Genomic DNA, 26,773 nt, shown 5'->3' on the forward strand with positions numbered 1-26,773 from the left:
GATTAATTCCCAAACATCAATGCGGTAAGAACAAAATCTAGCCCTAATACCGCTAGAGAAGAGTGCACTACTGTGCGTGTGGTTGCCTGACTGATACCTTCAGAGGTCGGTACCGCATCATAACCATTGAAAAGTGCGATCCAAGTTACGGTGATAGCGAAGACCATACACTTGATCATGCTGTTACCAATATCTCGACCTAGCTCAACAGAAGACTGCATCGCAGACCAGAAACTACCGTGGTCAATGCCTTTCCAATCAACACCCACTAACTGACCGCCCCAAATGCCTACCGCCATAAAGATCATAGCAAGCAATGGCATTGAGATAAGCCCGGCCCAAAGTCGTGGTGCAATAATGCGTTTAAGAGGGTCAACGGCCATCATCTCAAGGCTGGAAATCTGCTCTGTAGCCTTCATCAAGCCAATCTCAGCCGTTAACGCAGAACCTGCGCGACCTGCAAACAGCAGCGCTGTAACTACAGGACCGAGCTCTCGTAACAGAGAAAGAGCGACCATCTGCCCAAGGTTCCCCTCTGCGCCGTAGTCGATTAACACGACATAACCTTGCAGGCTGAGTACCATGCCAATGAACAGACCCGAAACTAAAATAATAGCCAATGACTGAACGCCAACGCTATAAAGTTGTTTTACTAATAAAGGGAAGTTTTTTAGTCTCGGGATGCCAAACAACGCCCCGAATAACATCAGGCTTGCTCGACCAAATGACTCGCAAATCGCAAGTGTACGTCTACCGACACCCGCAATAGTTTTAGCTATCATATTAAAACAAATCCTTTTCTAGACTTTGCGCAGGGAATCTAAACGGCACCGGACCATCAGCTTCACCTTGTAAGAATTGCTGCACTCTCGGATCGTCGTTGTTGTACAACTCTTCAGGCGTTCCCGCAGCAATGATTTTGCTATCCGCCATGAGGTAAACCCAATCCGCAATACTCATTACTTCTGGAACATCGTGAGAAACGACAATCGAGGTTAAGCCCAACGCTTGATTGAGGTTACGAATAAGCTCAACCAAAACACCCATGGTGATTGGGTCTTGGCCAACAAACGGTTCATCGTACATGATAAGTTCTGGATCCAATGCGATCGCCCGAGCCAACGCCGCTCGTCTCGCCATACCGCCAGACAATTCACTTGGCATTAACTGTGCTGCCCCTCGTAACCCTACCGCCTCAAGCTTAAGTAATACGATGGTACGAATGAATTTATCATTCAGTTCAGTGTGTTCGCGTAGTGGAAATGCCACATTATCAAAGACATTAAGATCCGTAAAAAGTGCACCCGACTGGAAAAGCATGCTCATTTTTTTTCGTGCTTGATACAGCTTTCGACGTGATAATGCAGGGATGTTGTCGCCATCAAACCAGACTTCGCCTCCATCTGGCGGCAACTGTCCGCCAATCAAACGCAACAAGGTCGTTTTACCAATCCCTGACGGCCCCATAATTGCGGTTATCTTACCTTGAGGAACCTCTAAACTTATATCATCAAAGATAACGCGATCACCGCGTGAAAAGCTGAGGTTCTTAACTTTCACAAGCTCAGTGTTCAACATATTTTTGTTGTTTCCTTGCTTTAAAAAACGCCAATTATGGCTGCAATAATAATGAGTCTACTTTAGAATTAAAAGCACTGTTCAATTAATTCATATTAAACAGGAATCTATGCAGGAATTTGAAAGCATTAGAAAATTATCTATTGAGCTCTCTTTCTTGCCAGCTAACTGGTAATTAATTTGCCGAGTGACTTCCCTTTTATCTAGCAACAGGTCAAAATTAGCGGTTAATTCTCCGTTTTTATTAATTTTTTAGGAATCATCATGCTTGAAGCGATTGCGTTTCTTATTATCGGTCTAGGTTTTTTGGTGTGGAGTGCAGATAAGCTGGTTTACGGTGCCGCAGCTCTTGCTCGCAACTTCGGTATTTCACCACTAGTTATCGGTATGACGATCTTAGCAATGGGGTCTTCGGCTCCTGAAATGATGGTTTCTGCAACAGCAGCCCTTGATGGCAAAACAGATACAGCCGTTGGTAACGTTTTAGGTTCAAACATCGCCAACATCGCGCTGATTTTAGGTATTACAGCACTGATTAAGCCATTATCTATTAGCTCAGGCGTGATTCGTCGTGAACTACCATTAATGATCGGTGTTACTCTACTAGCGGGCGCCCTACTGTGGGATAACCATTTAGGCTTCTATGAAGGCGTGTTGTTGTTTGTTCTTTTTGCCGCGTTTTTGTTTGCTATGTTGCAAATCAGCCGCAGCGAGAAAAAGAACGGCGATGCTTTCCTTGATGAACAAGAATCAGAAATCCCAGAGGGTGTAAGCAACCCTAAAGCCGCAATGTGGGTCGTGATTGGCCTGATCATCCTGCCTTTGGCTGCTGATATGCTGGTAGATAATGCGGTAATCATCGCGAAATATTTTGGCATGAGCGATCTTGTCATAGGTCTAACTATCATTGCCGTAGGTACTAGTCTGCCTGAGCTTGCCGCATCACTTGCTGGTGTTATGAAGGGTGAAGATGATATGGCCGTGGGTAATATCATTGGCTCAAACGTATTCAACATCCTTGCTGTTATGGGTATCCCGGGCATCCTAAACCCTTCGATCTTGAGCGAGTTCGCTATGGGTCGTGACTTCTGGGTAATGCTAGGCGTATCGCTACTGCTTGTTGTTATGGCACTAGGAAAATCTCGTAGCGTGAATCGTATTGAAGGCGGAGTGTTAATTATCACGTTTGTGGCCTACCAAAGTTACCTACTAATGAACATGTCGGCTTAATTGTTGATTTAACTTCCCGTACTTGGAGTATTTGATGTCTCAGCCATTTGATTACCGCAGCGTTGCAAAACAAGTTTTGGAAACCGAAGTTGCAGGTCTCACTCAATTAGACCAATATTTTAATGATGATTTTTGTAAAGCTTGCGACCTTATCCTGAACAACAAAGGCAAAGTCGTTGTGATGGGCATGGGTAAATCAGGCCACATTGGCAACAAAATAGCAGCAACGTTAGCAAGTACCGGGACATCTGCTTTCTTTGTGCACCCAGGAGAAGCAGCGCATGGCGACTTAGGCATGATCGAACCTGGCGATATTGTGATCGCAATATCCAACTCAGGCGAATCGGGAGAAATCCTCAGCCTATTCCCTGTATTAAAGCGTCTGAACATCAAGATCATCAGCATGACAGGTAAGCCAGCATCAAACATGGCGACCTTGTCTGATATCCATTTACAAATTTCAGTACCGGAAGAAGCGTGTCCACTGGGCTTAGCACCAACAACCAGTACCACGGCGACTTTGGTTATGGGTGATGCATTAGCCGTTGCACTTTTGCAGGCTCGAGGCTTTACCGCTCAAGACTTTGCATTGTCTCATCCAGGTGGCGCTTTAGGTCGTCAACTGCTGTTAAAACTAGACGACATCATGCACACAGGAGATGCACTCCCTGTTGTTGCACCAAATGCGCTAGTACGAGATGCTCTGTTAGAGATATCTCAAAAAGGCTTGGGCATGACAGCCATCGTTGGTGAAGATGGCCAAATGGCCGGTATTTTTACCGATGGTGATTTACGCCGAATCCTAGACAAGCGCGTTGATATTCATAACACGCAGATCGGCGACGTAATGACACTTAACCCAACTGTAGCAGAACCAAACATGCTCGCAGTAGAGGGATTAAACTTGATGCAAGCTAAAAGCATCAATGGCCTGATGTTGTGCCATGAAGGTAAGCTGGTTGGAGCCTTAAACATGCATGACTTACTGAAAGCAGGAGTAATGTAATGACACAGACAGTCGAAACCTTATACGGCACAGTAGATGCTGATGTATTCGCAGTAGCAAAAGAGATCAAACTACTAATTTGCGATGTCGATGGTGTATTCTCTGATGGTCGCATCTACATGGGCAACAACGGTGAAGAGCTGAAGACCTTTCACACTCGTGACGGTTACGGCATTAAATCACTGATGAACGCGGGTATTAAAATCGCGATCATCACTGGTCGTAAATCTCAAATTGTTGAGAATCGAATGACTGCTCTAGGCATCAAGCTGATTTATCAAGGCCAAGACGATAAAGTTAAGGCATACCAGGATATTTGCGATAAGCTTTCTGTAAATCCTGAAAACACAGGTTACATCGGCGACGATCTGATCGACTGGCCTGTGATGGAAAAAGTTGGCTTGAAGGTCTGTGTAGCAGATGGTCACCCGCTACTTGCAAAGCGAGCAAACTACGTGACAACCATTAACGGTGGTCATGGTGCGGTACGTGAGGTTTGCGACCTTATTTTACAAGCAAGAAATGAACTCGACGTGCATAAAGGTTTAAGCATATGAGTTTTACTCGTATTATCTATTTAATACTAATATTTATTGCCTCTTGGTCGACCTATTACCTGTACGACAAAGAGCAAACATCAACGATACAAGTAGCTCCAAATTTGGAGCTGCCCGCGTTTAGTGGCAAAAGCCTAAACAACATTAGCTATGACGAAAGCGGTATTCGTAGCTATCAGGTTGAATCGACGTATTTAGAACATTACTCAGTGGTTGGCGATACGCACTTTCAAAACCCGGTTCTTTCGGTATTCCGAGAAGGACACACGATTGAATGGCAAGTCACCGCTGATCGCGCGATTATGGATGAGAATCAAGTTGTCACTTTTTATGACAACGTCGTGGCAAAGAACCTATTGCCAGAAGCCAGCTTCGATACAATGACTACAGATAAAATGGTTGTTGAGCTGCCTAGCCGAGATTTTTATTCAGAGACTCCGGTCCATATGATCGGTACATTTTTTGAAACTGAGGGACAAGCAATGAAAGGTAACTTCGGTACCAACAATGCAACCCTCTTTAATTCTGTTCAAGGTAGATATGAAACTCTTACACCTTAGTTTATTCGCTTTGACCCTTGCGGCACCAAATGTCTATGCCCTTTCTTCGGATAGCGAGCAACCTGTCTACATTGACTCAGACAGCCAGCAATTGGATATGAAAAGTAATCAAGTAACCTTTCTTGGTGATGTAAACCTTAAACAAGGCAGCATCAATATCAATGCCGATAAGGTTATTGTTACCCGCAACGCCGTAAACGGCGAGATTGAAGAAATTCAAGGCTTCGGTAAGCCAGCAACCTTCTCTCAGCTTACTGACGATGGTAAGACACTCTACGGTGAAGCTGACGACCTGCATTACCAGCTTGTTGCCGACAAACTGATCATGACCAAGAATGCGATGCTATCTCAAGATGGCAGTATCATTCGCGGCTCTAAGATCACTTACCAGATCGGTTCTCAGAAATTAGTCGCTGACAGTGGTGAAAACAAACGAGTGTCAACGGTTTTACAACCAACGGAAGTGAATAAGTAGCGATGGCTGTTCTTAAAGCAAAAAACCTAGCGAAAACCTATAGCAAGCGTAAGGTAGTAACCGATGTAAGCTTGCAGGTAGAGTCAGGCCAGATCGTTGGTCTGCTTGGGCCTAACGGTGCAGGTAAAACCACGTCTTTCTATATGATTGTTGGTTTAGTTGCGCGTGATGAGGGCACCATCAGCATTGATGACCGAGACATCAGTATCTTGCCAATGCACAGTCGCTCTCGTCTTGGTATCGGTTATCTACCGCAAGAAGCATCGATTTTCCGTAAGTTGTCAGTTGAGAACAACATCATGGCGGTATTACAAACCCGTGATGAGATGACCAATGAACAGCGTCAAGATAAATTGGAAGACCTGCTTGAAGAATTCCACATCCAACATATCCGCACCAGTAATGGTATGGCTCTGTCGGGTGGTGAGCGTCGTCGTGTTGAGATTGCTCGCGCATTGGCAGCAAACCCGCAGTTCATTCTTCTGGATGAACCGTTCGCTGGTGTTGACCCGATCTCGGTTATCGATATCAAAAAAATCATTGTTCACCTACGCGATCGTGGCTTGGGCGTTTTGATTACCGACCACAACGTTCGTGAAACACTAGACGTATGTGAAAAAGCTTACATCGTAAGCCAAGGACACCTAATCGCTGAAGGTACTCCTGAAGATGTTCTCAATAACGAACAAGTTAAACAAGTTTATCTAGGCGAACAATTCCGTCTATGATTATATAGAGAGTATCGAGAGTTCTAAGAATAATAACTAGGTAAGTCACACTGAATGAAACCCTCATTACAACTTAAGCTAGGCCAACAGTTAGCAATGACTCCTCAATTGCAGCAAGCGATTCGTTTGTTGCAATTGTCTACTTTAGATTTGCAACAAGAGATTCAAGAAGCACTTGAATCTAACCCACTACTCGATGTCGAAGAAGGCAATGAAGACACGCCAACATCGGAAGAAAAACCTAGCAGTGACGAAAAAGAAGCCGTTGAAGCCACAGAGCAAGACTTACCTGATAGCTCAGACTTAATCGAAAAATCAGAGATTGGCAACGAACTCGAAATCGACACAACTTGGGAAGATGTCTACAGCGCAAACACGGGTAACACTGGCATTGCGATTGATGATGACATGCCTGTTTATCAAGGCGAAACCACACAGAGCCTGCACGATTACCTACTTTGGCAACTCGATCTAACACCCTTCACAGATACTGACCGAAGCATTGCTTTCGCGCTAATTGACGCCATCGACGACTATGGCTACCTCACTGTGTCTTGTGAAGACATCCTTGAAAATTTCGACAATGAAGAGATCGAGCTTGATGAAATTGAAGCCGTACGTAAACGAATTCAGCAGTTTGACCCGCTAGGTGTCGGTTCAGTCAACCTGCAAGATTGCTTATTACTGCAACTGGCAACCTTCCCTCAAGATACTCCTTGGCTCAACGAAGCTAAGTTAGTACTTACTAGCCATATTGACCAACTTGGTAACCGTGATTACAAATTGGTTATCAAAGAGACCAAGTTGAAAGAAGCAGAACTACGTGAAGTTTTGCAGCTTATTCAACAGCTGGACCCTCGCCCTGGCAGTAAGATTACTCCGGATGAAACTGAGTATGTGGTCCCGGATGTATCTGTCTTCAAAGACCTTGGCAAATGGTTAGTGACCATTAACCCTGATAGCGTGCCTAAACTGAAAGTGAATCAGCAGTACGCTGATCTGGGTAGTAAAGGCAACAGCGCCGACAATCAATACATCCGCTCAAATTTGCAAGAAGCAAAGTGGCTAATTAAAAGCCTAGAGAGTCGAAATGAGACGCTACTCAAAGTTGCGCGATGCATTGTTGAACATCAACGTGATTTCTTCGAACATGGCGAAGAAGCGATGAAGCCAATGGTTCTGAATGATGTTGCGTTAGCTGTTGATATGCACGAATCCACGATCTCTCGTGTGACGACTCAAAAATTCATGCATACACCACGTGGAATCTTCGAACTCAAATACTTTTTCTCAAGCCATGTCAGCACTGACAATGGCGGTGAATGTTCATCGACAGCAATTCGCGCACTCATTAAGAAGCTTGTCGCAGCAGAAAACACCGCGAAACCTCTTAGTGATAGCAAGATTGCTGCTTTACTGGCTGACCAAGGAATTCAGGTAGCTAGACGTACGATAGCGAAATACCGTGAGTCTCTGGGCATTGCCCCTTCGAGTCAGCGTAAACGCCTGCTATAAGCTCATTTAGTCGCTAGTTACTTAGCAACTATGATCAGGCAACCAACTGAAAAGGAAAGTCTATGCAAATCAATATTCAAGGCCATCACGTTGATCTTACCGATTCAATGCAAGACTATGTTCACACCAAATTCGACAAACTTGAGCGCTTCTTTGATCATATCAATAGCGTTCAGGTTGTTTTAAAAGTTGAGAAAATCAATCACATCGCAGAAGCTACCCTGCATATAAATCAGGGGGAAATCCATGCGACAGCAACAGATGAAAGCATGTATGCCGCGATTGATTCATTGGTTGATAAACTCGTCCGCCAACTCAACAAGCACAAAGAAAAGCTAAGTAGTCACTAACATGCAATTAAGCGAAGTACTTTCATTGGACTGCACCAAAAGTGCAGTCCAATGCACAAGCAAAAAAAGAGCCCTTGAGCTCATCAGTCAGATCGCAGCAGAAAGCTGTGGTCAAGATTCAACAGAACTGTTTGAGTGCATGTTGAGCCGTGAAAAAATGGGCAGTACAGGCATTGGTAATGGCATTGCTATTCCCCACGCTCGTATGAATGTCAGTGATAAAGCGATTGCTGTATTACTGCAATGCCAAGATCCCATCGAATTTGATGCGATTGATAATCGTCCTGTCGACCTACTATTTGCCCTGCTTGTTCCAAGTGAACAATGTAAGGAGCATCTAAAAACCCTTTCTTGTATGGCAGAGCGACTAAACGATAAGCAGACTCTGAAACAGTTGCGTAACGCTCAAAGCGATCAAGAGCTTTACGACATCATGATTCAAGTGCCAACTTGCGAGCAATAACATGCGGTTAATCGTTGTTAGTGGCCAATCTGGGGCCGGTAAAAGTGTTGCGCTACGAGTCCTTGAAGACTTGGGGTATTACTGCGTCGATAACCTGCCAGTAAACCTGCTCAACGACTTTGTCGAATCGGTACGTGAGATCAATCAAAACGTCGCGGTTAGCATTGATATTCGTAACCTACCGAAAGAGCCTCAGCTAGTAACAGAAATGCTAGAGCAGCTAGAGTCTGCAACCAACATTGATGTGAACGTCTTGTTCCTCGATGCAAGCAAGCAGACGTTACTCAAGCGCTACAGCGAAACACGCAGAATCCACCCGTTATCGATCGGCCAAGAAAAATTATCTCTTGAGCAAGCGATTGATTTGGAAAAGACACTCCTAACACCTCTCGCAGAGCAAGCCTGCATTGTGATTGATAGTAGTGACTGCAACCTCTACGAATTGAGCGAAAAGGTTCGATTTAAAGTTGAAGGCAAAGAGAAGCAAGAGCTAATCATTGTCTTTCAATCTTTCGGTTTTAAATACGGCCTACCAAGTGATGCCGACTATGTGTTCGACGTTCGCTTTTTGCCGAACCCTCACTGGGAACCAGCACTACGGCCTTTAACAGGTCTTGATGCTCCAATTCACTCTTTTCTAGAAAAACACGCAGAAGTTCTTGAGCTCAAGCAACAGATCCAAGGCTTTGTTGAACAGTGGTTGCCAATGTTGGAGAAGAATAATCGCAGTTACCTAACGGTCGCGATTGGTTGTACTGGCGGTAAACACCGCTCGGTTTATCTAACTCAAAAAATTGGTGAGTACTTCGATCAACTAGGTCATCAAGTTCAAATCAGACACGCCTCCCTAGAGAAGCACCAACAGGGCTAACCATGGAATTAACTCGAACTGTACTGATCCAAAATCGCTTGGGTCTTCACGCTAGAGCAGCCGTAAAATTGGTTGAGCTTGCCCAAAGCTTTGATGCAACCATCACTATCCATAGCGAAGAAGATAAAATCGCAACTGCAGACAGTGTGATGGGGCTACTTATGCTGGAATCAGCGCAAGGGCAACATATTACTATTCAAGCTGCAGGCACCGATTCACAGCAAGCGCTTGATGCCGTCTGTCATCTCATTGAAGACAAGTTTGATGAGGGTGAGTAGCGAAAACGCTTCACTTACAACACATAAGACTCAAACAGTGAACCAACCAATATTAAATCTTAGTTCTATCTAAGTTTATGATTTAAATAAGCCCCAGAATTAAGTTACTATTCCAAACATTGTTAGAATAATGAGATAGGAGGAAAATATGGCAGAGCAATTAGAATTCGACCAAGCTCACCAAACCCTCCAAGAAGTCAGCGAAGCCCTAGAAAACGGCCGATTTGTTCACGTACGCCGACAACTTCAGGACATGGAACCTGAGGATATTGCACACCTTTTAGAAGCCTCCCCTCGCAAAAGTCGTGACGTACTCTGGCAACTCACCGACCCTGAAGACTACGGTGAAATTCTTGATGAACTAAACGAAGACGTCAAAGATGCTCTTGTGTCAAAAATGGCACCGGAGACCTTAGCAGAAGCAACCGAAGGTATGGAAACCGATGACGTCGCGTACGTACTTCGAAGCCTACCCGACGATGTTTCTCGCGAAGTCCTTTCTCAAATGGACTCTGTTGATCGTGCATTAGTTGAAACCGCCCTGTCGTACCCTGAAGATTCAGCGGGTGCGATCATGAATACCGACGTAATCACGATTCGTGGTGATGTCGATGTTGACGTTGTATTGCGTTACATGCGTATGCGTGGCGAACTGCCCGATGCAACTGACGCTCTGTATGTTATTGATGAAGAAGAACGTCTTATCGGCAACCTATCGCTTACCACACTAGTAACGACTCAGCCTGATGTGGCAGTTTCCGAAGTGATGGAGGATGCCGACGAAGCGATCGCGGTTGAAACCAGCGCTTCAGATATTGCGAGCCTGTTCGAACGTCGTAATTGGGTTTCAGCGCCAGTAGTCGATAGCAATCAACACCTTGTTGGTCGTATCACCATCGATGACGTGGTTGATGTTATCCGTGAAGATGCTGAACACTCAATGATGAGTATGGCGGGTATGGACGATGACGAAGATACCTTCGCACCAGTCGTAAAATCCGCTCGTCGTCGTAGTGTGTGGCTTGGTGCTAACGTACTCGCGGCACTTGCTGCAGCATCGGTATCGAATATGTTTGAAGCAACGCTCGACCAAATGGCAGCGATAGCAGTACTGATGACTATCGTACCTTCAATGGGTGGTGTTGCGGGCAACCAAACCGTTGCTTTAGTGATTCGTGGTTTGGCACTCGGTCATATCGGTGACAGTAACAAACGCGAACTGTTACTCAAAGAGGCGGCAATCGGCTTCCTAAACGGCGTTCTATGGGCCGTTATCATTGGCGGTATCGTGGTCGCTTGGAAAGGTAACTGGATACTGGGAGGCATAATCTCAGCAGCGATGATGACCAACTTGATAGTGGCTGGTATTGCCGGTGTAACCATCCCGGTGATGCTGAAGAAAATGAATATCGATCCAGCCCTTGCTGGCGGTATGGCACTGACCACCGTAACCGATGTTATTGGCCTATCTGTGTTCTTAGGCTTAGCCACCATACTGATCTAGTTAGCAGAAGCAGCTAGCCAATTTTTGGCGACATACAGAAAACAAAAAGGGAGCCATTGGCTCCCTTTTTTAATTCATCAATTAGTGTTAATTGAATTACTCACCTGCGACTTTCATTGACTCAAGCAAGATAGAACCCGTTTGAATCTGAGAACGTGTTTCTACGTCGTTACCGACTGCAACAATCTGAGTAAACATGTCTTTTAGGTTACCCGCAATCGTCACTTCCGATACTGGGTATTGGATCTCTCCGTTCTCAACCCAGAAACCTGCAGCGCCACGTGAATAATCACCCGTTACGGTGTTTACGCCTTGGCCCATCACTTCAGTGACTAGGAAGCCAGTCCCTAACTCTTTTAGCATCTGCTCAAAGTTTTGGCCGGTCGATTTAACAAACCAGTTATGAATACCACCCGCATGGCCTGTTGGTGTCATGTCCATTTTACGTGCGGCATAGCTAGTTAGTAAGTAAGTAGCTAGCACACCGTCAGTGATGATTTCACGATCTTGAGTGAACACACCTTCGCTATCAAACGGGCTTGAAGCCAAACCTCGCAGGATATGTGGTCGCTCAGAAATATTAAACCAGTCCGGTAGGATTTTCTGACCTAGATGATCCAATAGGAATGACGACTTGCGGTAAAGGTTACCGCCACTGATCGCCATCACAAGGTGACCGATCAGGCCAGTAGCTACATCGTTAGCAAACATAATTGGGTATTGGCCTGTTGGTAGCTTTTTCGCATCCAAACGGCTAATGGTCTTTTCTGCTGCTTCTTGACCTACGCGCTCAGGCGTCCATAGCTCATCGCGGTGACGTGCAACGGTGTAGCTGTAATCTCGTTCCATTTCACCGTTAGCGCCTTCTCCAATCACACAGCAGCTCGTGCTATGGCGACTTGAAGCGTAGCTTGCTAGTAAGCCATGGCTGTTACCATAAACCTTAACGCCATAATGGCTGTCGTAGCTTGCGCCATCACTCTGCTTAATCTTGTCGCTATAAGCTAACGCTTGCTTCTCAGCAGCAATCGCAATTTCAGCAGCATAATCAGGGTTTGGTTCATCAGGGTGGAAAAGATCCAAGTCTGGAATTTCTTTTACCATGTATTCTTTTGCTGCAGGACCTGCAAATGGGTCTTCAGAAGTGTACTGAGCGATATCAAGCGCAGCCGCTACTGTTTGAGCAATGGCCTTTTCACTCAGATCAGATGTAGATGCGCTGCCTTTTTTCTGGCCGCGATAAACAGTAATACCTAGCGCACCATCACTATTAAATTCAACGTTTTCCACTTCACACATACGTGTTGAAACACTTAAACCCGTTGACTTAGTAATAGCGACCTCAGCTGCGTCTGCACTCACTGATGCCATATCCAACGCTTTAGCTACTGCGGCTTCTAGCTCAACTCTTTGCTGGGCGACTTGCTGTTTTACATCCATATCTATTCTAATTTTTTAGGTCAATATTACGTAGGATAACAAGAATTTCGCTTTCTCCCCAAGATTCTTGCTAAAATAGGCAATATATTCGTTTGAGATAGTGACATAGGCAGAAAAGATGGCTCGCAAAAACCAAAAAGCCCCATGGGAACCAGAAGAAGAAATCATCTGGGTAAGTAAGACAGAAATGAAAACGGACATGGATGCCCTGCAAAAGCTGGGAGAAGAGCTTGTTGGTCTAAAGCCTTCTGTATTAGACAAATTTCCGCTGTCTGAAGATTTGGCACAAGCGATTAAAGATGCACAACGCTTTAAAAATGAAGCGAAGCGTCGTCAACTTCAATACATTGGTAAAGTAATGCGCAATGTCGATCCTGAGCCAATTCAAGCGGCTTTGGATAAAGTACGCAACAAACACTCACAAGCAACAGCTGAGCTACATAAGCTTGAGCAACTGCGTGATCGTGTTGTTGCTGAAGGTGATGCGGCTATTTCAGAAGTCATGGAAATGTACCCTGAAGCAGACCGTCAGCGTCTTCGTCAGCTAGCTCGCCAGGCTAACAAAGAGAAATCTGCGAACAAGCCTGCAAAGTCTTCTCGTGAAATTTTCCAAATCTTAAAAGAGCTAAAGCTAGAAGACTAATCGTTATCTCGCTTTACTTATAGAGTGAATAAAAGACCTAGCGCATGCTAGGTCTTTTTGTTTTCTACGTACTCAATATTAAAGATATCCAACAAAAGTGATAAATCGTCACTCACCCGCTTTAACAAATGAGCTTAATTCTGGCTGTGGATGCTCCGCCGTCAGTACCTCTATCGAGTCTTCAACCAAAACCTTACCTAGCGCCACAAAAACAAACTTATTTGCAATGCTGCGTGCATCTCCTAAATGGTGTGTCACCATCAAGACGGTAATATTGCGCTCTGCCGCTAATCGCTTTACCAAGCTCAGCATCTCTTCCCGCAGCACAGGGTCAAGCGCAGAAAAAGGTTCATCAAGCAGCCAAATGTCGTGTGGTTGAACAAAACAACGCGCTAGTGCGACACGCTGGCGTTGACCGCCTGATAAGTGCTCAGGCAATCTATCCAAATACTCAGCAACACCCACTTGTGCTGCGGCTTGTTCCACAGATTGCTTTTGGGTTACGGTAAGCTTTAACCCTGGATGTAAGCCTAATCCAATATTTTCACGCACCGTGAGGTGAGAAAATAGGTTGTGTTCTTGGAACAACATCGCCAATGGGCGCTGATGTGCTTCTTTGCCAATAAGCGACTGGCCAGCCACTGAGATCTCACCCGATGTAGGCTCGATAAACCCAGCAACCAATGCGAGTAGCGTTGATTTACCCGCACCACTTGGCCCCATCAGAGCAACAATATCACCCTGCTCGGCTTGGAAATCAAAACTAAACAACTCTTGGTGATAGTGGTAATCCACATCTTTCATCACTAACATCATCGGTTCCTTAACTCTTTAGCTTTGAGCTTCGAGTAAACAAAAATTCAATCAGGCTAAAACTGCCCACACTCAACAACAGTAAACTCACTGACACCACAGCCGCCGCTTCCATTTGATAGCTGCCTAACAATTGGAATAGATACAAAGGCAGAGTTCTAAAATCTTGGCTACCAAACAAGGCAATCGCACTTAAGTCGCCCATCGCCAGCATAAAGCTGATTGAGAATGCTTGTGCCATAGGTTTACGTAATGCGCGCCACTCCACCAACCTAAAGCGAGTGAACCCTGTCATTCCTAAGCTTGCACACACATACTGGTACTGCTGAGACAAATGCAGCATAGGTTGAGCTAAGGTTTTAATTACGTAAGGCAGCGCCATCAAACTGTTTACGGCAATCACAATAAAGAAAGCTAAGCTGAACACATCGGTAAATGAACGTAGCAATAAGAAGAGGCCAGTACTAATCACCAAGCCCGGTGTCACCAAAATAATAGTGCCAATCAGCTCAATCTTATCCGCTCTAAAGTTCTTGTTCTGCAAACGCCATGCGCGACTGGTTAGAAGGATCGTGATACCAATACCAACAGCGATGATACTTGCGAGGGCAGCAACACGAACCGAGGTCATTAACGCAGCCCAAAATGGCTCGCTGCTCAGTACAGTGAGCGCCTGAGAGTTAATACCACTTAAAATAACCATCGCTAAGGGCGGCAATACCAGCATTGAGACTATGATGATCCAAAAGCTATCCCAAGCTTTTGACCACCAGCTGTCCTTGACCAAATACTTCTCTTCCGACAGCTGACTAGCCGTCACAGATATAGGCTTAGACAAACGCTGAATACTCACAGCTAATACGCCACACAACAGCATTTGCCATATCGCGAGCAACGCGCCAGCTTGCAGGTCAAAGTCGAATTTGATTGCTTGATAGATGGCTAGCTCAATGGTGGTTGATTTCGGACCACCACCCAACGCCATCACGGTAGCAAAGCTGGTGAAACACAACATGAAGACTAAGCCACACACATGAGGCAATTGCTGTCTTAGCCTCGGCCATTCAACCCATTTAAATTTATTCCAATGGCTCATGCCTAAGTGAGCACAGAGTTTATGCTGCTCGGCAGGCACGGTATCTAACGCTTGCAGAAGTAAACGGCTGGCATAAGGCAGGTTGAAGAAAACGTGCGCCAACAAAATACCATTCAAGCCATAAATCGAGAATGGTAGCTCAATGTCGAAGTTCGCCAAGAACTTAGCTAACCAACCACTGTTGCCGTAAATCGCCAGCAAGCCAAATACTCCGACCAACACAGGCAGAACCAAGGTCGACGCGAACAACCTTAATAACAAGGCTCGTCCAAAAAATTGTCTACGACACAAAGCATGCGCAATAGGTATAGCAAAACCAACACTCAGCACTGTTGAGAATGTCGCTTGATAAAAGCTGAATTTCGTTACATGCCAATAGTAAGGATCTGACCATACTTGGCTGATATCAAGAGAAGGGGCATTGCTAAGCAATGCCCCAACTGCTGAAACCACGAAGGCGGTAATGAGTATCGCAACCCAGATCCCGACCTTAGGTGTTTTCTTTATCATAGATTGATTTTTACCGTAAATGGCTCACTCAATTGATGTCGAATGAACCTTTAAATACAGAAAGCTAATTTTTAAAAGTACGTTAGAAAGTAAGTGCACTCTGCCATTCACGAATCCAAGGCTTGCGCTTCTCGGCGATCTCTTCAGAGCTAAAGCTCAGCGCCTTCTGCGGTACAGTTAACTGCTCAAAACCTTTTGGTAGCTCGACACCCGTTACTGGATACATCCAGTTACCTGTAGGCATCGCCGATTGGAATTCATCACTTAGGATAAAGGCCATAAACTCATCAGCAAGCTTTTCGTTGTTACTGCCTTTAACCTTAGCGGCCACTTCAACTTGAGTGTAATGCCCTTCTTCGAAGCTCGCTGCTGCGTACTTAGAATCGCTCTCTGCAATGATATGGTAAGCCGGAGACGTTGTGTAAGACAGAACCAAGTCAGACTCACCTTCTAGGAACATAGAGTAAGCTTCAGACCAACCTTTGGTTACCGTAACGGTTTTCTGAGCTAGCTTCTTCCAAGCTGCCGTTGCTTCATCACCGTAAACAGATTTCATCCATAACATCATGCCTTGTCCAGGTGTTGAAGTACGTGGATCTTGGTAGATAACCTTCAGATCATCACGCTGCTCAACCAACTCTTTTAGGCTTTTAGGCGGGTTTGCGAGTTTCTCTGTGTTATATACAAAGGCAAAGTAACCAAAGTCATAAGGTACAAAGGTGCTGTCATCCCAACCATTAGGCAGTGTTACTGATGAAGTATCAACGTTGTGCTCAGCCAATAAACCCGTTGCTTTCGCTTCAGCCATTAGGTTGTTGTCTAGACCTAACACGATGTCAGCTTTGCTGTTACCGCCTTCAAGACGCAAACGGTTAAGAATAGACACGCCATCTTCGAGCGCGACAAAGTTCACATCACAACCACACTTCTCTTCAAATGCTTTTTCAACGGCAGGACGAGGGCCCCAATCCGCAGCAAAAGAGTCATAGGTATATACAGTCAAAGTGTTGTCTGCAGCGAAGGCAGAAAAAGAGATCGCTGTAGTTACAGCAAGGGTAGTTAATGTGATTTTCACTGGACGCTCTCCATGGTCTGAGCGGCACAGGTTTGAGGGAGGAGAACGGTAGAGGTTGTTCCTAACTCAATTCCTACGCCAGCATTATCTGGTTCAGGTTTACGGGTCCCAAGCGTATGCTTGATCTCAGCTCGCATTCATTATTTGAATGGTTCGCTCCCCGATGAGTGTTCAGAATTGTAATTCGAATTTTAACAATAAGCTATCAAGTTTGGATCAATTACGTTGATCGTAACCCCAACGTGGCACTAAACCTTGCTCGATACCAAGATGGTCCAGAATGCGCGCCACCATAAAATCAACCAAGTCTTCAATCGACTTGGGTTGGTGATAAAAGCCTGGAGCAGCAGGCATGATCGTCACGCCCATGGTTGAGAGTTTGTGCATGTTCTCTAAATGAAGCGTCGAAAATGGCGTCTCACGAACCACCAACAACAATTGGCCTCGCTCTTTCATGACCACATCTGCCGCTCGCTCAATCAAGTTATCCGACAAGCCATGTGCAATTGAAGCCAAGCTTCCTGCAGAACATGGACACACCACCATCTGCTTCGGCGCTGCTGATCCAGAGGCAACCGGCGAGAACCAGTCATCTTTGCCACACACCACCAGCTTTTCGGGGTCACACCCAAGATGTTTAACCAAAGCTTGTTTCGCCGCATCCGGCCCAGCAGGTAGCTTGAGTTCATGCTCGGTCGCCAATACCACTCGTGCTGCCGATGAAATCAACAAGTAGACCTGATAATCGGCCGCCAAAAGGCATTCAAGTAAACGCAAGCCATAAGGCGCACCGGATGCGCCAGTAAAAGCAAGAGTTATCGCTTTATCGTGTTTTGTCATGTTCTCAATTACTTCAAATTATAAGGTCGTGAACGCCATTAGCCTTTGAGTGCCAACCCATCCAACAGTTTTTGGTGAATACCACCAAAACCGCCATTACTCATTACCAAGATTTGGTCGCCCGCTTGTGCCTCTGAGACAATTTTAGCAACGAATGCATCCATGTCACCACTCACGTGTGCCGGTTGGTGACAAGCGTCCGCAACATCTTGTACCGACCAATCAATGTTTTCCGGTTGGAATAAGTAGGTAGAATCCGCTTGCTTCAACGAATCAGCCAGGGTTTCTTTATGCACACCACGTTTCATGGTGGCAGAACGAGGCTCTAGCACGGCAATGATTTTCTTCGTGTCGACCTTATTACGTAAGCCGCCCAGCGTAAGTTCAATTGCCGTTGGGTGATGTGCAAAATCGTCATAGACAGAAACGCCTGCCACTTCGCCTTTAAACTCTAGACGACGTTTGGTGTTGATGAACTTCGCCAACGATTCACACGCTAAATCAGGTGTCACCCCTACATGTCGCGCAGCTGCAATCGCCATCAAAGCATTATTGACGTTATGGTCGCCAACCAAATCCCAGTCGACAGTTCCAACGCATTCGCCTTGGAAGTAAACCTCAAATTTAGAGCCGTCTTTAACCAGCTTCTTCGCATCCCAATCACCGAGTTCACCACTCGATTCAGTCTCACTCCAACAGCCACGAGATAGAACGTCTTGAATAGCCGTATCTTGCTTAGGTGAGAAAATACGGCCATTGCTTGGCACAGTGCGCACTAAGTGATGAAACTGACGTTTAATTGCCTCAAGATCATCGAAGATGTCCGCATGATCGAACTCTAGGTTATTCATCACCAAGGTTCTTGGGTGGTAATGGACGAACTTAGATCGTTTATCAAAAAAAGCACTGTCGTATTCGTCGGCTTCTACCACGAAGAACATGCTTTCACCAAGACGAGCAGAAATACCAAAGTTACCCAACACACCACCAACTAAAAAGCCTGGTGCATAGCCACAGTCCTCTAAGACCCAAGCCAGCATGCTCGATGTTGTTGTCTTGCCATGCGTACCCGATACCGCCAATACCCAACGGTCATGCAGTAAGAACTCTTGCAACCATTGCGGGCCTGAGGTGTATCTAAGGTTGTTATCCAATACATACTCAACACACGGGTTACCACGACTCATCGCATTGCCAATCACCACGAGATCCGGCCTTGGTTCTAATTGGCTTGGGTCGAACCCTTCAATAATTTCAATCCCTTGAGATTCCAACAAAGTGCTCATTGGTGGGTACACATTCGCGTCACTACCGGTAACCTTGTGACCTAATTGACGAGCCAATACCGCAGCACCTCCCATGAAGGTGCCACAAATTCCTAAGATATGAATATGCATAAATTGCTTCCAAACGCTTGGCTAAATAAACGATGCCTAATTAAAACGGCTAGCACTCATTATCATTAAATGACGATTAAAAGCGAGTGACAATGCAAAACAAATTTAGTCGACATAGTAAGTGAGATCTGCGTCGCTTAGTTCATTACCATTAAAAAGATCTAGCCTTTAGAATTTAGGTAAGCGTCTAGATGAATAAAGCCCGTACAAGAGGCAAATTCAATAGTGCTCAAATCCCCCCTAATATTCAGAGAAGTTTAAGGAAATAACATGTCTGAGATGCGCACCCTTGGTGAGTTCATTGTTGCAAAACAAAATGACTTCCCCCATGCAAGCGGTGATCTATCATCCCTTTTGTCATCAATTCGCCTTGCTGCAAAAATTGTTAACCGCGAAATTAACAAAGCAGGTCTTGTCGACATTACTGGCGCTGTTGGTACAGACAACGTGCAAGGTGAAGAGCAACAAAAGCTAGACCTGTATGCTAACGACAAATTTAAAGCCGCACTTGAAGCTCGAGATCAAGTTTGTGGCGTCGCGAGTGAAGAAGAAGACGAAGCCGTTGCCTTCAATAAAGAGCTCAACAAAAACGCAAAATACGTTGTACTGATGGATCCACTTGATGGTTCTTCAAACATCGATGTGAATGTATCGGTTGGTACCATTTTCTCTATCTACCGTCGAGTATCACCGATTGGAACTCCACCAACGCAAGAAGACTTCCTACAACCTGGACATAAGCAGGTGGCCGCAGGTTACGTAATTTACGGTTCTTCAACCATGCTTGTATACACAACTGGTGCAGGCGTAAATGGCTTCACCTACGACCCATCATTGGGTACCTTCTGTCTGTCTCATGAAAATATGATGATCCCTGACGAAGGTAAAATTTACTCAATCAACGAAGGTAACTACATTCGTTTCCCTACAGGTGTTAAGAAGTACATAAAATACTGTCAGGAAAGCGAACCAAGTGATAATCGCCCTTACACTTCTCGCTACATTGGTTCTCTTGTATCTGATTTTCACCGTAACCTGCTTAAAGGCGGCATCTACCTGTACCCAAGTACAGAAAGCCACCCTCAAGGTAAGCTACGTTTATTGTATGAATGTAACCCAATAGCCTTCATCATGGAGCAGGCGGGTGGCATCGCATCCGATGGTGCCCAACGCATCATGGATATCAAACCAACAGAGCTACACCAACGCGTACCTTTCTTTGTCGGTTCGAAGAACATGGTGAAAAAAGTAGAAGAATTTCTTGAGCTTAACCCAGACTAAGCCATTCGTTTATTTATTAAATTAACGTCATTAAAAAAGCCAGCATTCACATGCTGGCTTTTTGTTGTTCGCTGCGTTAAACAATCACCGAATTATTGAACGCTATACTTTGATTCAGCACCACGTTCGTAGTTAAAACGGAACCATTTATCGACGTCGTCACAAATCCCAAGGTAAGTCTCACCACGGCGACCTAGCGCTCTCGGGTTTTGAGAACAATACTGAGTTTTACCCATTTCATAACCTTGACCATAAGCGGCATATAAGTCTGCATCAATGGATGGTGAAGACGCGGCTTCAGCCAAGCTTGCTTCAGTCTGCTTGGTTTTTCCTTTTAGCGCCATTTCTTCGCCAAAGCTCTGCCAATCGGCTGTGTTCATTGACGTTGGTGGCGGAGTTTGCGCACAACCAAATAACATTACTGATAGCACCAATAATAGATATTTCATAATTTCCTCCTAGTGGAAAAGACTAGCCTGTACATTGAGACTTTTAGCTATTGCGTCAGAATGCTTCCAGTAGTTCATTCACTATAGCGGGTTGTTCCGCTTACACCAGTTACCCGAAAGTATTTCTTTATTAGCTGTTAGATCAAGCTGATACAAATATACCCATGCTAATCCAAATATAGTCTCTATTTGCTCGCGACGATACTCAACAGGAACATCTTCTAGCCGATCGAGCGACTCTAAAATTTCGTCGTTAATGATATAGACCTCACCAGCGACACTTTTCTTTCCAAGAATCATCGCCGGATAGGCACCTAAATCAAAAAGTGCGTATTCCTCTGGTGTGTCAAACCTTCCTAAACACTCACACTGTTTTAAATAGTAGTGGTTCGATTGATCTTTTCTCAATGTCCCATAAACAAAAACGAGGTGCTGCATACCCACTCCCTAGTATTCGTCATCCGCTAGTCAATCCCGCTCAAAGTGTTACTCGAACTCAAATTGATAAAGAAGGTCTACTGCACTGTCTAGGCCAGATACAGCTTCGACATAGAGATCCTGCATCAATCGATAACGAACGGTAAACTCACCCAACGAGTTGAAGATACCCACACCATACTTCACCTGTAAGCCTGGCAAAATGTAACCACTTACCGTTACTTGTGAGTCATCACCAGAACCTGCGGTATCCAGTTGTAAATCCTGTACACCAAATGCCTCACCGATTTCGCCAACAACCTTACCGCTCTTCGCTAAACTCAAACCAATTAAGGTGGTTGTCATCGAACCGCTCGACTCACCGTCGATATCTTGGCCACGCAAAATATAAGACAGCGCATTGGCTTGCGGCATTGCAGGGTCAGAATAAATCTCTATCGTCGGCTCTGTCGCTGGGCCAGTCACTCGAATACCTGCTGTCACATCGTCCTGAGTATTATCAGGGTTACGTACCGCATTTATCGCGACGTATGGCTGGTCCGGAGGTCCGTTCATTAGAATCTTACCTTCTTCGATCAACAGGTCTTGCCCGAATGATTGGTAAGTACCATCGACGATGTTTACTTCGCCTGTAATAAAAGGACCTTGATCTTTTTGAGCCACGTTAAGCTTACCGACCAAATCACCTTCAAGACCAAAGGCAGACAATTTAAAGTCATCACCAATAGAAATATTAATATTAGTCATCACATTGAATGGAATCGCATCTTCGTTTTCTGGCTCTAGATCTTTATTCAAGATAACTTGATCAGAAGAGACACCTACCGCTGACGGTGGTAAGTCTTCTACAACAATTCGTCCCCATGGTAATGCAATATCACCGGTGATTTTCGCCAATTCTGGTGTGACATCAATGGTCATATCAGGCACGACCTTCACCTTGACCATCGGCGGAATATCAACCATCAACTCATCAGCAAACACTCTGACGTTAGAGTGCCATGCTTTAAGATCTTGCCAAACCCCGCCTCCCTCGATATCAAGGTGACCATCGGGCGTTTCAATATTCGCATCCAACTTTGCACTATAACCATCAAAGTCGAGAGCGATACGGCCATCTTTCACATCAACAGGCGTAACATCACCTTTGACTTGAATGCCATCAACAAAGAATTGACCAAATACTTGAGGGTGCATCAAAGAGCCTTTAACTTGAAGCTCACTCTCAAGGTCGGCTTTTAATAAACTATATTCACCTAGGAGTGGCTGTAAGAAATCAAGGTGGAACGTGGTCAGCTTAATTGCAGCATCGACCATTTTGTCTTCGACAAGAATATCCGGTAGCGACACCGTGCCAGACAGATCACCATTGTCGGAAACATCCAACTTAAAGTCGGCATCCAGTTTGTTGTCTTTTAGCTGGGCATTCAATGCAACGCTTTCCCAACCCAGTGTGATGGGCTCGCCAACTTGTTGAACAACCTGACCTTTCGGCATATCAACGCTTACCGTAACCTCAGGCTCACCTTGTTCAGACCACTTGGCATGAGCTTTAACATTCACTAAACCTTGCAGTTCCGTCTCTTTAGGAACAAAGGCTTTGATCTGATCGAAGTCGAACTGATTGATTGCAATCTTAGCCTCACCTGATTTTCCGGCGCGGATATCCTCATCCAGACAGACACTCGAACTAGATTGCTTCCAGCAGTGCGCTTGAACGTCGGCAAACTGCTTATCGACGTCCGCCTTTATCGCGACAGGCTGGTCTAATACCCAAGGCCCCTGCTGAGTGGTGATTTTGACTCTGTCTAACGAACCATCCCAAATAAGAGAAGGCTTCTGAATCAATTTTCCAGAGATAGCCAAGCTGGTCGACACGATGTCGGATATCACATCAAGTGTCACTGTGTGTTTCTTTTCGCCACCACTCACCGTAAGATCAATGCTTTCCACACTTTGATCTTGATAGGTTAGGTTCTTAGCTTTTAATACAAGATCGGCTTGAGCTTCAGGCAATGGTAGGGGAACCACCGAACCATTAAGCGATAGGGATTCTAGTGTTGCTTCGTTATTCCAATCGACCTTATCAACATTAAGTGCAAGATCGACTTCAGGCTCTTTCGTGGGGCCGCTAAGTTGGATGTTACCAATCACTTGTCCTTTCAAGTCTGGAACACTTTTCACCAGCTCAGGGAAGTAAATATCAACGCCCATGTCCCATTGCTTATCAAGCTGTCCCTGTGCCTTAATCGAGTTAACACCATGAGCCAAGCTCAAGCCGCTGGTTTGCAGTTTAGGCTCACCACTTGCACTACGATCCGACGCTGACAACTGACCTTCGATGTCCAACGGGTAATCACGCAAGATACCCTCGATATCAAGCTTAGGTAGCTCAATCGCCCAGCCACCAGCTTCGGTCAACTCCCCCGAAGTCACTAAACTACCGCTGATGTTACCTTCCGCTTCTGGCCATTGCAGACCAGGCTGAATGTCTTTTAGGGTCACATCCGCTTGCCAATTCACAAGCTTTTTCCAGTTCGCTTTAACGACACCATTGAGTTCACCGCCCAAGGTCTTCAGTTTCAGTCGCTCAAGCTCTATTTGTTCAGTGGTACCTTTACCCTTTAGGTCGATGGCTAGGGCAGGAATCTCCTTACCATCCGCTTCACCTTTAAGTAGAACATTGAAACGATCTAGTGAGCCATCAGCTTTGAATTGATCAATTGTCGCTTGGTAATCGCTTTTGCCTGTAAGAGGCCATTGCGCTTGGCCGCCCTCTAAAAGAAGGTCAAACGGTAGAGTTGGCTCTAGCGGTTGAATCTCCCCAGACAACTTTGCCTCAATCAGATCAGAAAATTGGGAATCTAGGTTTAGTTTAGCCACGCTACCTTGCGCTTTCAGAGACAACTTCTGCCCAGCAAGGTCGGTTTCTTTCACCAAAGCATCTAAAGAAAGGTCTAGCGGGTAGCCACCTTTGAGCTCAACCTTAGTCGTTAGATTCGCGCTTGCTTGTGGCATGTCGAGCTCGAGAGATGAAACGTTCACAGAGTGCCCACCAGCTTGCGCCTCGAGTCCAAGATGGTTCACCACAATTGGCGTTTCTTGCTCTAAGGTAAAACGGTTGAGATCAAAACGCTCCAACATAATCTGTAAAGGAATCCAGACTTCCGGCAATTCGATAGCAGTTTTAGTAGCAGTCCCTGGCTCGACAGCTTCTGCTTGCGGTTCTTCTGTCGATTCCGCGAGTTTAACTTTCAGATCATTGAATAAGGTTGGCGATACCGTCAGCTTTTCGCCCTGCATACTCAAAGCCGTAGAGAACAGACTCCATTCAATTTCATGGCCTAGGATATTCAGCTTGATATCAGATAAAGCGATTCGATTGATTACGATTGGCAGCGGTGTTTTTACCGATGTTACGGGCGGAGTAGGCTCTGCTTCTTCTGTAGAAGCTGGCGGCAATTCAGTAAATGCGAAGTCCAACCCTTGAATAGCTAAGCGGTCGACACACAGCTTAGGATCGAGCAGACAGCGAGGATTAATAGCCAAGTTCAGCTTTTGAACCTTGGTATCGATATGCAGGCTGTCATCTTTAAACTGAACGTTATTAAGCGTAAAGCTTGGGAAAAGCGCCCCTTTGGTACTTTCCACTTTAAGTTGTGGCAACGCTTTCTCAGCACCCCATAGCACAGTGTTCAACCCTGGATTGGTGAACAAAACAAAACCTAGTAGGGCTATCAACAACAGCAAAATAGACGTCAATGAAATCGACGTCCACTTAATGAATTTTCCCATCACTTTGATCATAATTCTGGCCCTAAACTAAAGTGCAGTTGGAACTCATCACCTTTTGCTGCATCTAGACCCCAAGCAAAATCTAAACTCACTGGACCAACAGGAGAGGCCCACCGCACCCCGACTCCGGTACCGTGCTTCCAATCAGGTTTGTCATTGAATGCATCACCAATGTCGTAGAATGCCGCCCCCCACCAGTTTCCAACCAAACGGTATTGGTATTCAAACGAACTGGTTGCCATGAATTTTGCACCCGTTAGTGCGCCACTTTCATCGCGAGGAGAGATAGACTCATAACCATAACCACGGATACTGTTGTCACCACCGGCAAAGAACCTTAGCGAGGGAGACAGCTTCTCAAACTCGTCTGCAAAGTTACCGCCGAATTGAAGGCGAGTTAAACCACGATGGTTATTGCCAATACTTCGTATCCATGCCGTTCGCCCTTGAAAACGTACCACCTTGGTTTCAGATAACAATGTGTCATCAGCCGCCTCAAACATAATGGTTTGTTTATCGCCCCACATCGGCATCGAACCGCCTCGTGTTCGAGTTCGTGAGAACGAGATCCCCGGCAATACAAATTGTGCTAAATCGTCTTGTAAACCTTGCTCATAGTTTTCGACCAAGTACCGAATGAATACCGTGCGCTGCCAACCATTATCCAGACGCCAATACCTTTCTAAGGCTAAATTTGATTCCAAACTTTTGGTATCTCGGTTATCTAAGTTCTTCATACCGTACTTAACTTGATAGTAGTCATTAAGTACGTCATCCAATGGGATTTTATACGCCGCCGTAATCGTCTGTTCAGGCTTAGAAATCGACAAGCTACTATTGAAGCTATGGCCTTTTTCGTTAACCCAAGGTTTTTTCCATTTAAGAGTGCCTTTCACACCAAGGTCTGTTGAGACACCGATACCCGTTTCGATTTGGTTACGAGCTTGTGGAGCAAGGCTAACCTTCATCGGAATCTCTCTGCCCTCACCCAACTGGCTTAAATCAGGCTCAACAAATACCGACGAGAACCAATCAGTATTAGATAGATTTTGGTTGTACTCACCAACTTTGGTAATGGAGTAAGGTTCGCCATCTTTAAATGGTTTGAGTGACTGCACCTTATCCTCTTCTATTTGGCTACCAGTAACCTGAGTGGTACCAAAGTGATAGCGAATACCACTGTTATAATGAAGACGAACATAAGCGCGGTTTAATTCAGGGGCGACTTCTAGCTTACTGAGGTCATATGCCCCATCAAAATAGCCTTTCGCTAATCCAAGATTACGTATCGACGATTTCAAAGAGTCATAATTACCATGGTTCAAGATTGAACCTTTAGACAGCTTACTCTTAGCGATCAACGCTAGAAAGTCTGGGTCATCTTTGGCTTCACCCGTCAGAACGATATCGGAAGCATAAATAATAACAGGCTCTCCCGACTCAACCGTAACGGTCAACTCGGTATCATCTTCGGAGTGAGTAAATGTGATAACAGGTTGGTAGTAGCCTAACGCATTCAGGGCTTCTTTAATCATAGATTCCAAGCGAGATTGGAACCTTAGTGAGATCGAATACTCTTCTTCAGGGATCGCACTCAGATAAGCATCAACATTATCCTCAAGCGCTCCATCCAGCCCTTTGATTTCAAGGGAAACGTCAGCGAAAGCGAGCGTCGATGACAGTAGAGTGCCAATCAGAACTGGTAAAGTTTTTCTTATCATGTTTAATTGGTGAAGAAGTTATCAATACGTTAATAAGTGAAAAGAAATAATACCGCTAAATAGGCATTGAGTCTGTAATAAATCCTGGAATAACACGGTCTAATTTAAAGACTTATTCAATATTGACCAACAGTTAATATGAACCCATGTTAAATAAAAG

The 26,773-nt window shown here is 45.2% G+C and carries 26 protein-coding genes and 1 riboswitch; of the genes, 14 read left to right on the forward strand and 12 right to left on the reverse strand.

Translation table 11 applies throughout. From position 1 onward, the window contains the following. Nucleotides 1–2: 2 nt before the first annotated feature. Together mlaE and mlaF are read right to left on the reverse strand one after the other, a co-directional pair. Nucleotides 3–782 (reverse strand): lipid asymmetry maintenance ABC transporter permease subunit MlaE, encoded by a 780-nt coding sequence (mlaE, locus tag BCU34_RS12045; RefSeq protein WP_017632286.1) that lies wholly within the window; start codon nt 780–782, stop codon nt 3–5. Nucleotide 783: 1 nt separating this feature from the next. Beyond that, nucleotides 784–1,578, reverse strand: a complete 795-nt coding sequence (mlaF, locus tag BCU34_RS12050; RefSeq protein ID WP_102478656.1) for a phospholipid ABC transporter ATP-binding protein MlaF — start codon at nt 1,576–1,578, stop codon at nt 784–786. A gap of 264 nt (nt 1,579–1,842) precedes the next feature. Between mlaF and BCU34_RS12055 the strand changes: the two genes are divergently transcribed. The 12 genes from BCU34_RS12055 (at nt 1,843) to mgtE (ending at nt 11,115) form a co-directional block, all read left to right on the forward strand. Further along, nucleotides 1,843–2,808 (forward strand): calcium/sodium antiporter, encoded by a 966-nt coding sequence (locus tag BCU34_RS12055; protein ID WP_048659266.1) that lies wholly within the window; start codon nt 1,843–1,845, stop codon nt 2,806–2,808. 34 nt (nt 2,809–2,842) lie between these two features. Then, nucleotides 2,843–3,814 (forward strand): arabinose-5-phosphate isomerase KdsD, encoded by a 972-nt coding sequence (gene kdsD / locus BCU34_RS12060; protein ID WP_102432495.1) that lies wholly within the window; start codon nt 2,843–2,845, stop codon nt 3,812–3,814. Beyond that, nucleotides 3,814–4,371 carry a 3-deoxy-manno-octulosonate-8-phosphatase KdsC gene (gene kdsC / locus BCU34_RS12065; RefSeq protein ID WP_102478655.1) on the forward strand — a complete coding sequence of 186 codons (558 nt, stop codon included), beginning with the start codon at nt 3,814–3,816 and terminating at the stop codon, nt 4,369–4,371. Before kdsD ends, kdsC begins: the two co-directional genes overlap by 1 nt. Continuing rightward, complete coding sequence (gene lptC / locus BCU34_RS12070; RefSeq protein WP_004735306.1) at nt 4,368–4,931, forward strand: LPS export ABC transporter periplasmic protein LptC; 564 nt, start codon at nt 4,368–4,370, stop codon at nt 4,929–4,931. The genes kdsC and lptC overlap by 4 nt, the downstream gene beginning before the upstream one ends. After that, a complete protein-coding gene (gene lptA, locus BCU34_RS12075) occupies nt 4,912–5,406 on the forward strand; it encodes a lipopolysaccharide transport periplasmic protein LptA (RefSeq protein ID WP_004735305.1) in 495 nt (164 codons plus the stop codon). The genes lptC and lptA overlap by 20 nt, the downstream gene beginning before the upstream one ends. A 2-nt stretch (nt 5,407–5,408) precedes the next feature. Next, a complete protein-coding gene (gene lptB / locus BCU34_RS12080) occupies nt 5,409–6,134 on the forward strand; it encodes an LPS export ABC transporter ATP-binding protein (RefSeq protein ID WP_004735304.1) in 726 nt (241 codons plus the stop codon). Nucleotides 6,135–6,188: 54 nt separating this feature from the next. Further along, a complete protein-coding gene (locus BCU34_RS12085) occupies nt 6,189–7,649 on the forward strand; it encodes an RNA polymerase factor sigma-54 (RefSeq protein ID WP_102478654.1) in 1,461 nt (486 codons plus the stop codon). Between the two features lie 62 nt (nt 7,650–7,711). Beyond that, nucleotides 7,712–7,999, forward strand: coding sequence for a ribosome hibernation promoting factor (gene hpf, locus BCU34_RS12090; protein ID WP_102478653.1), 288 nt, complete (start codon nt 7,712–7,714; stop codon nt 7,997–7,999). A gap of 1 nt (nt 8,000) precedes the next feature. Beyond that, nucleotides 8,001–8,462 (forward strand): PTS IIA-like nitrogen regulatory protein PtsN, encoded by a 462-nt coding sequence (gene ptsN / locus BCU34_RS12095; RefSeq protein ID WP_004738707.1) that lies wholly within the window; start codon nt 8,001–8,003, stop codon nt 8,460–8,462. 1 nt (nt 8,463) lies between these two features. Continuing rightward, a complete protein-coding gene (rapZ, locus tag BCU34_RS12100) occupies nt 8,464–9,333 on the forward strand; it encodes an RNase adapter RapZ (protein WP_048659269.1) in 870 nt (289 codons plus the stop codon). A gap of 2 nt (nt 9,334–9,335) precedes the next feature. Further along, complete coding sequence (locus BCU34_RS12105) at nt 9,336–9,611, forward strand: HPr family phosphocarrier protein (protein WP_048659270.1); 276 nt, start codon at nt 9,336–9,338, stop codon at nt 9,609–9,611. Between the two features lie 148 nt (nt 9,612–9,759). Further along, nucleotides 9,760–11,115 (forward strand): magnesium transporter, encoded by a 1,356-nt coding sequence (gene mgtE / locus BCU34_RS12110; RefSeq protein ID WP_048605905.1) that lies wholly within the window; start codon nt 9,760–9,762, stop codon nt 11,113–11,115. 96 nt (nt 11,116–11,211) lie between these two features. Here mgtE and pmbA read toward each other — a convergent pair whose 3' ends face one another. After that, nucleotides 11,212–12,555 carry a metalloprotease PmbA gene (gene pmbA / locus BCU34_RS12115; RefSeq protein WP_048659271.1) on the reverse strand — a complete coding sequence of 448 codons (1,344 nt, stop codon included), beginning with the start codon at nt 12,553–12,555 and terminating at the stop codon, nt 11,212–11,214. A 118-nt stretch (nt 12,556–12,673) separates the two neighbouring features. Between pmbA and yjgA the strand changes: the two genes are divergently transcribed. Then, the gene (gene yjgA / locus BCU34_RS12120) at nt 12,674–13,198 is read left to right on the forward strand and encodes a ribosome biogenesis factor YjgA (protein ID WP_017058909.1); all 525 of its coding nucleotides are present in this window, start codon (nt 12,674–12,676) and stop codon (nt 13,196–13,198) included. Nucleotides 13,199–13,306: 108 nt separating this feature from the next. Here the strand turns inward: yjgA and thiQ are convergent, their stop codons facing one another. The 5 genes from thiQ to mpl form a co-directional block, all read right to left on the reverse strand. Next, a complete protein-coding gene (gene thiQ, locus BCU34_RS12125) occupies nt 13,307–14,011 on the reverse strand; it encodes a thiamine ABC transporter ATP-binding protein (protein WP_102432493.1) in 705 nt (234 codons plus the stop codon). Between the two features lie 10 nt (nt 14,012–14,021). After that, entirely contained in the window at nt 14,022–15,617 is a 1,596-nt protein-coding gene (gene thiP, locus BCU34_RS12130; RefSeq protein WP_170960880.1) for a thiamine/thiamine pyrophosphate ABC transporter permease ThiP, read from the reverse strand. Between the two features lie 82 nt (nt 15,618–15,699). Then, nucleotides 15,700–16,692 carry a thiamine ABC transporter substrate binding subunit gene (gene thiB / locus BCU34_RS12135; protein ID WP_102432492.1) on the reverse strand — a complete coding sequence of 331 codons (993 nt, stop codon included), beginning with the start codon at nt 16,690–16,692 and terminating at the stop codon, nt 15,700–15,702. 53 nt (nt 16,693–16,745) lie between these two features. Beyond that, nucleotides 16,746–16,865: riboswitch (TPP riboswitch) on the reverse strand. Nucleotides 16,866–16,908: 43 nt separating this feature from the next. Then, nucleotides 16,909–17,532 (reverse strand): flavin prenyltransferase UbiX, encoded by a 624-nt coding sequence (locus BCU34_RS12140; RefSeq protein ID WP_016787846.1) that lies wholly within the window; start codon nt 17,530–17,532, stop codon nt 16,909–16,911. A gap of 38 nt (nt 17,533–17,570) precedes the next feature. Then, nucleotides 17,571–18,929: a UDP-N-acetylmuramate:L-alanyl-gamma-D-glutamyl-meso-diaminopimelate ligase gene (gene mpl / locus BCU34_RS12145; RefSeq protein ID WP_102478652.1), complete on the reverse strand. Its 1,359-nt coding sequence runs from the start codon at nt 18,927–18,929 to the stop codon at nt 17,571–17,573. 270 nt (nt 18,930–19,199) lie between these two features. On the opposite strand from mpl, the gene fbp reads away from it, so the two are divergent. Then, nucleotides 19,200–20,210, forward strand: coding sequence for a class 1 fructose-bisphosphatase (gene fbp, locus BCU34_RS12150; protein WP_048659276.1), 1,011 nt, complete (start codon nt 19,200–19,202; stop codon nt 20,208–20,210). A 92-nt stretch (nt 20,211–20,302) separates the two neighbouring features. Here the strand turns inward: fbp and BCU34_RS12155 are convergent, their stop codons facing one another. The 4 genes from BCU34_RS12155 to BCU34_RS12170 all read right to left on the reverse strand — a co-directional run bounded on the left by BCU34_RS12155 (nt 20,303) and on the right by BCU34_RS12170 (nt 26,613). Further along, nucleotides 20,303–20,659, reverse strand: a complete 357-nt coding sequence (locus tag BCU34_RS12155) for a DUF2799 domain-containing protein (protein WP_048659277.1) — start codon at nt 20,657–20,659, stop codon at nt 20,303–20,305. An 81-nt stretch (nt 20,660–20,740) separates the two neighbouring features. Then, nucleotides 20,741–21,097 carry a gamma-glutamylcyclotransferase gene (locus tag BCU34_RS12160; RefSeq protein ID WP_048659278.1) on the reverse strand — a complete coding sequence of 119 codons (357 nt, stop codon included), beginning with the start codon at nt 21,095–21,097 and terminating at the stop codon, nt 20,741–20,743. 48 nt (nt 21,098–21,145) lie between these two features. Next, a complete protein-coding gene (locus tag BCU34_RS12165) occupies nt 21,146–24,904 on the reverse strand; it encodes a translocation/assembly module TamB domain-containing protein (protein WP_102432489.1) in 3,759 nt (1,252 codons plus the stop codon). After that, on the reverse strand, nt 24,901–26,613 hold the full coding sequence (locus BCU34_RS12170; RefSeq protein ID WP_102432488.1) for an autotransporter assembly complex protein TamA: 1,713 nt from the start codon (nt 26,611–26,613) through the stop codon (nt 24,901–24,903). Before BCU34_RS12170 ends, BCU34_RS12165 begins: the two co-directional genes overlap by 4 nt. Nucleotides 26,614–26,773: the final 160 nt, after the last annotated feature.

The sequence above is a fragment of the Vibrio sp. 10N.286.45.E10 genome (genome assembly GCF_002874195.2).
Lineage (GTDB): Bacteria > Pseudomonadota > Gammaproteobacteria > Enterobacterales > Vibrionaceae > Vibrio > Vibrio crassostreae.

Bases quoted from the DNA above. Each gene is read 5' to 3' on its own strand.
- kdsD (WP_102432495.1), top strand. From the start codon at position 2,843: ATGTCTCAGCCATTTGATTACCGCAGCGTTGCAAAACAAGTTTTGGAA.
- pmbA (WP_048659271.1), bottom strand. From the start codon at position 12,555: ATGGATGTAAAACAGCAAGTCGCCCAGCAAAGAGTTGAGCTAGAAGCC.
- ptsN (WP_004738707.1), top strand. From the start codon at position 8,001: ATGCAATTAAGCGAAGTACTTTCATTGGACTGCACCAAAAGTGCAGTC.
- thiP (WP_170960880.1), bottom strand. From the start codon at position 15,617: ATGATAAAGAAAACACCTAAGGTCGGGATCTGGGTTGCGATACTCATT.
- BCU34_RS12055 (WP_048659266.1), top strand. From the start codon at position 1,843: ATGCTTGAAGCGATTGCGTTTCTTATTATCGGTCTAGGTTTTTTGGTG.
- mgtE (WP_048605905.1), top strand. From the start codon at position 9,760: ATGGCAGAGCAATTAGAATTCGACCAAGCTCACCAAACCCTCCAAGAA.
- rapZ (WP_048659269.1), top strand. From the start codon at position 8,464: ATGCGGTTAATCGTTGTTAGTGGCCAATCTGGGGCCGGTAAAAGTGTT.
- mlaE (WP_017632286.1), bottom strand. From the start codon at position 782: ATGATAGCTAAAACTATTGCGGGTGTCGGTAGACGTACACTTGCGATT.
- fbp (WP_048659276.1), top strand. From the start codon at position 19,200: ATGTCTGAGATGCGCACCCTTGGTGAGTTCATTGTTGCAAAACAAAAT.
- lptA (WP_004735305.1), top strand. From the start codon at position 4,912: ATGAAACTCTTACACCTTAGTTTATTCGCTTTGACCCTTGCGGCACCA.
- kdsC (WP_102478655.1), top strand. From the start codon at position 3,814: ATGACACAGACAGTCGAAACCTTATACGGCACAGTAGATGCTGATGTA.
- hpf (WP_102478653.1), top strand. From the start codon at position 7,712: ATGCAAATCAATATTCAAGGCCATCACGTTGATCTTACCGATTCAATG.
- BCU34_RS12140 (WP_016787846.1), bottom strand. From the start codon at position 17,532: ATGACAAAACACGATAAAGCGATAACTCTTGCTTTTACTGGCGCATCC.
- BCU34_RS12170 (WP_102432488.1), bottom strand. From the start codon at position 26,613: ATGATAAGAAAAACTTTACCAGTTCTGATTGGCACTCTACTGTCATCG.
- mlaF (WP_102478656.1), bottom strand. From the start codon at position 1,578: ATGTTGAACACTGAGCTTGTGAAAGTTAAGAACCTCAGCTTTTCACGC.
- lptC (WP_004735306.1), top strand. From the start codon at position 4,368: ATGAGTTTTACTCGTATTATCTATTTAATACTAATATTTATTGCCTCT.
- BCU34_RS12085 (WP_102478654.1), top strand. From the start codon at position 6,189: ATGAAACCCTCATTACAACTTAAGCTAGGCCAACAGTTAGCAATGACT.
- BCU34_RS12160 (WP_048659278.1), bottom strand. From the start codon at position 21,097: ATGCAGCACCTCGTTTTTGTTTATGGGACATTGAGAAAAGATCAATCG.
- BCU34_RS12155 (WP_048659277.1), bottom strand. From the start codon at position 20,659: ATGAAATATCTATTATTGGTGCTATCAGTAATGTTATTTGGTTGTGCG.
- thiQ (WP_102432493.1), bottom strand. From the start codon at position 14,011: ATGTTAGTGATGAAAGATGTGGATTACCACTATCACCAAGAGTTGTTT.
- BCU34_RS12165 (WP_102432489.1), bottom strand. From the start codon at position 24,904: ATGATCAAAGTGATGGGAAAATTCATTAAGTGGACGTCGATTTCATTG.
- mpl (WP_102478652.1), bottom strand. From the start codon at position 18,929: ATGCATATTCATATCTTAGGAATTTGTGGCACCTTCATGGGAGGTGCT.
- yjgA (WP_017058909.1), top strand. From the start codon at position 12,674: ATGGCTCGCAAAAACCAAAAAGCCCCATGGGAACCAGAAGAAGAAATC.
- BCU34_RS12105 (WP_048659270.1), top strand. From the start codon at position 9,336: ATGGAATTAACTCGAACTGTACTGATCCAAAATCGCTTGGGTCTTCAC.
- lptB (WP_004735304.1), top strand. From the start codon at position 5,409: ATGGCTGTTCTTAAAGCAAAAAACCTAGCGAAAACCTATAGCAAGCGT.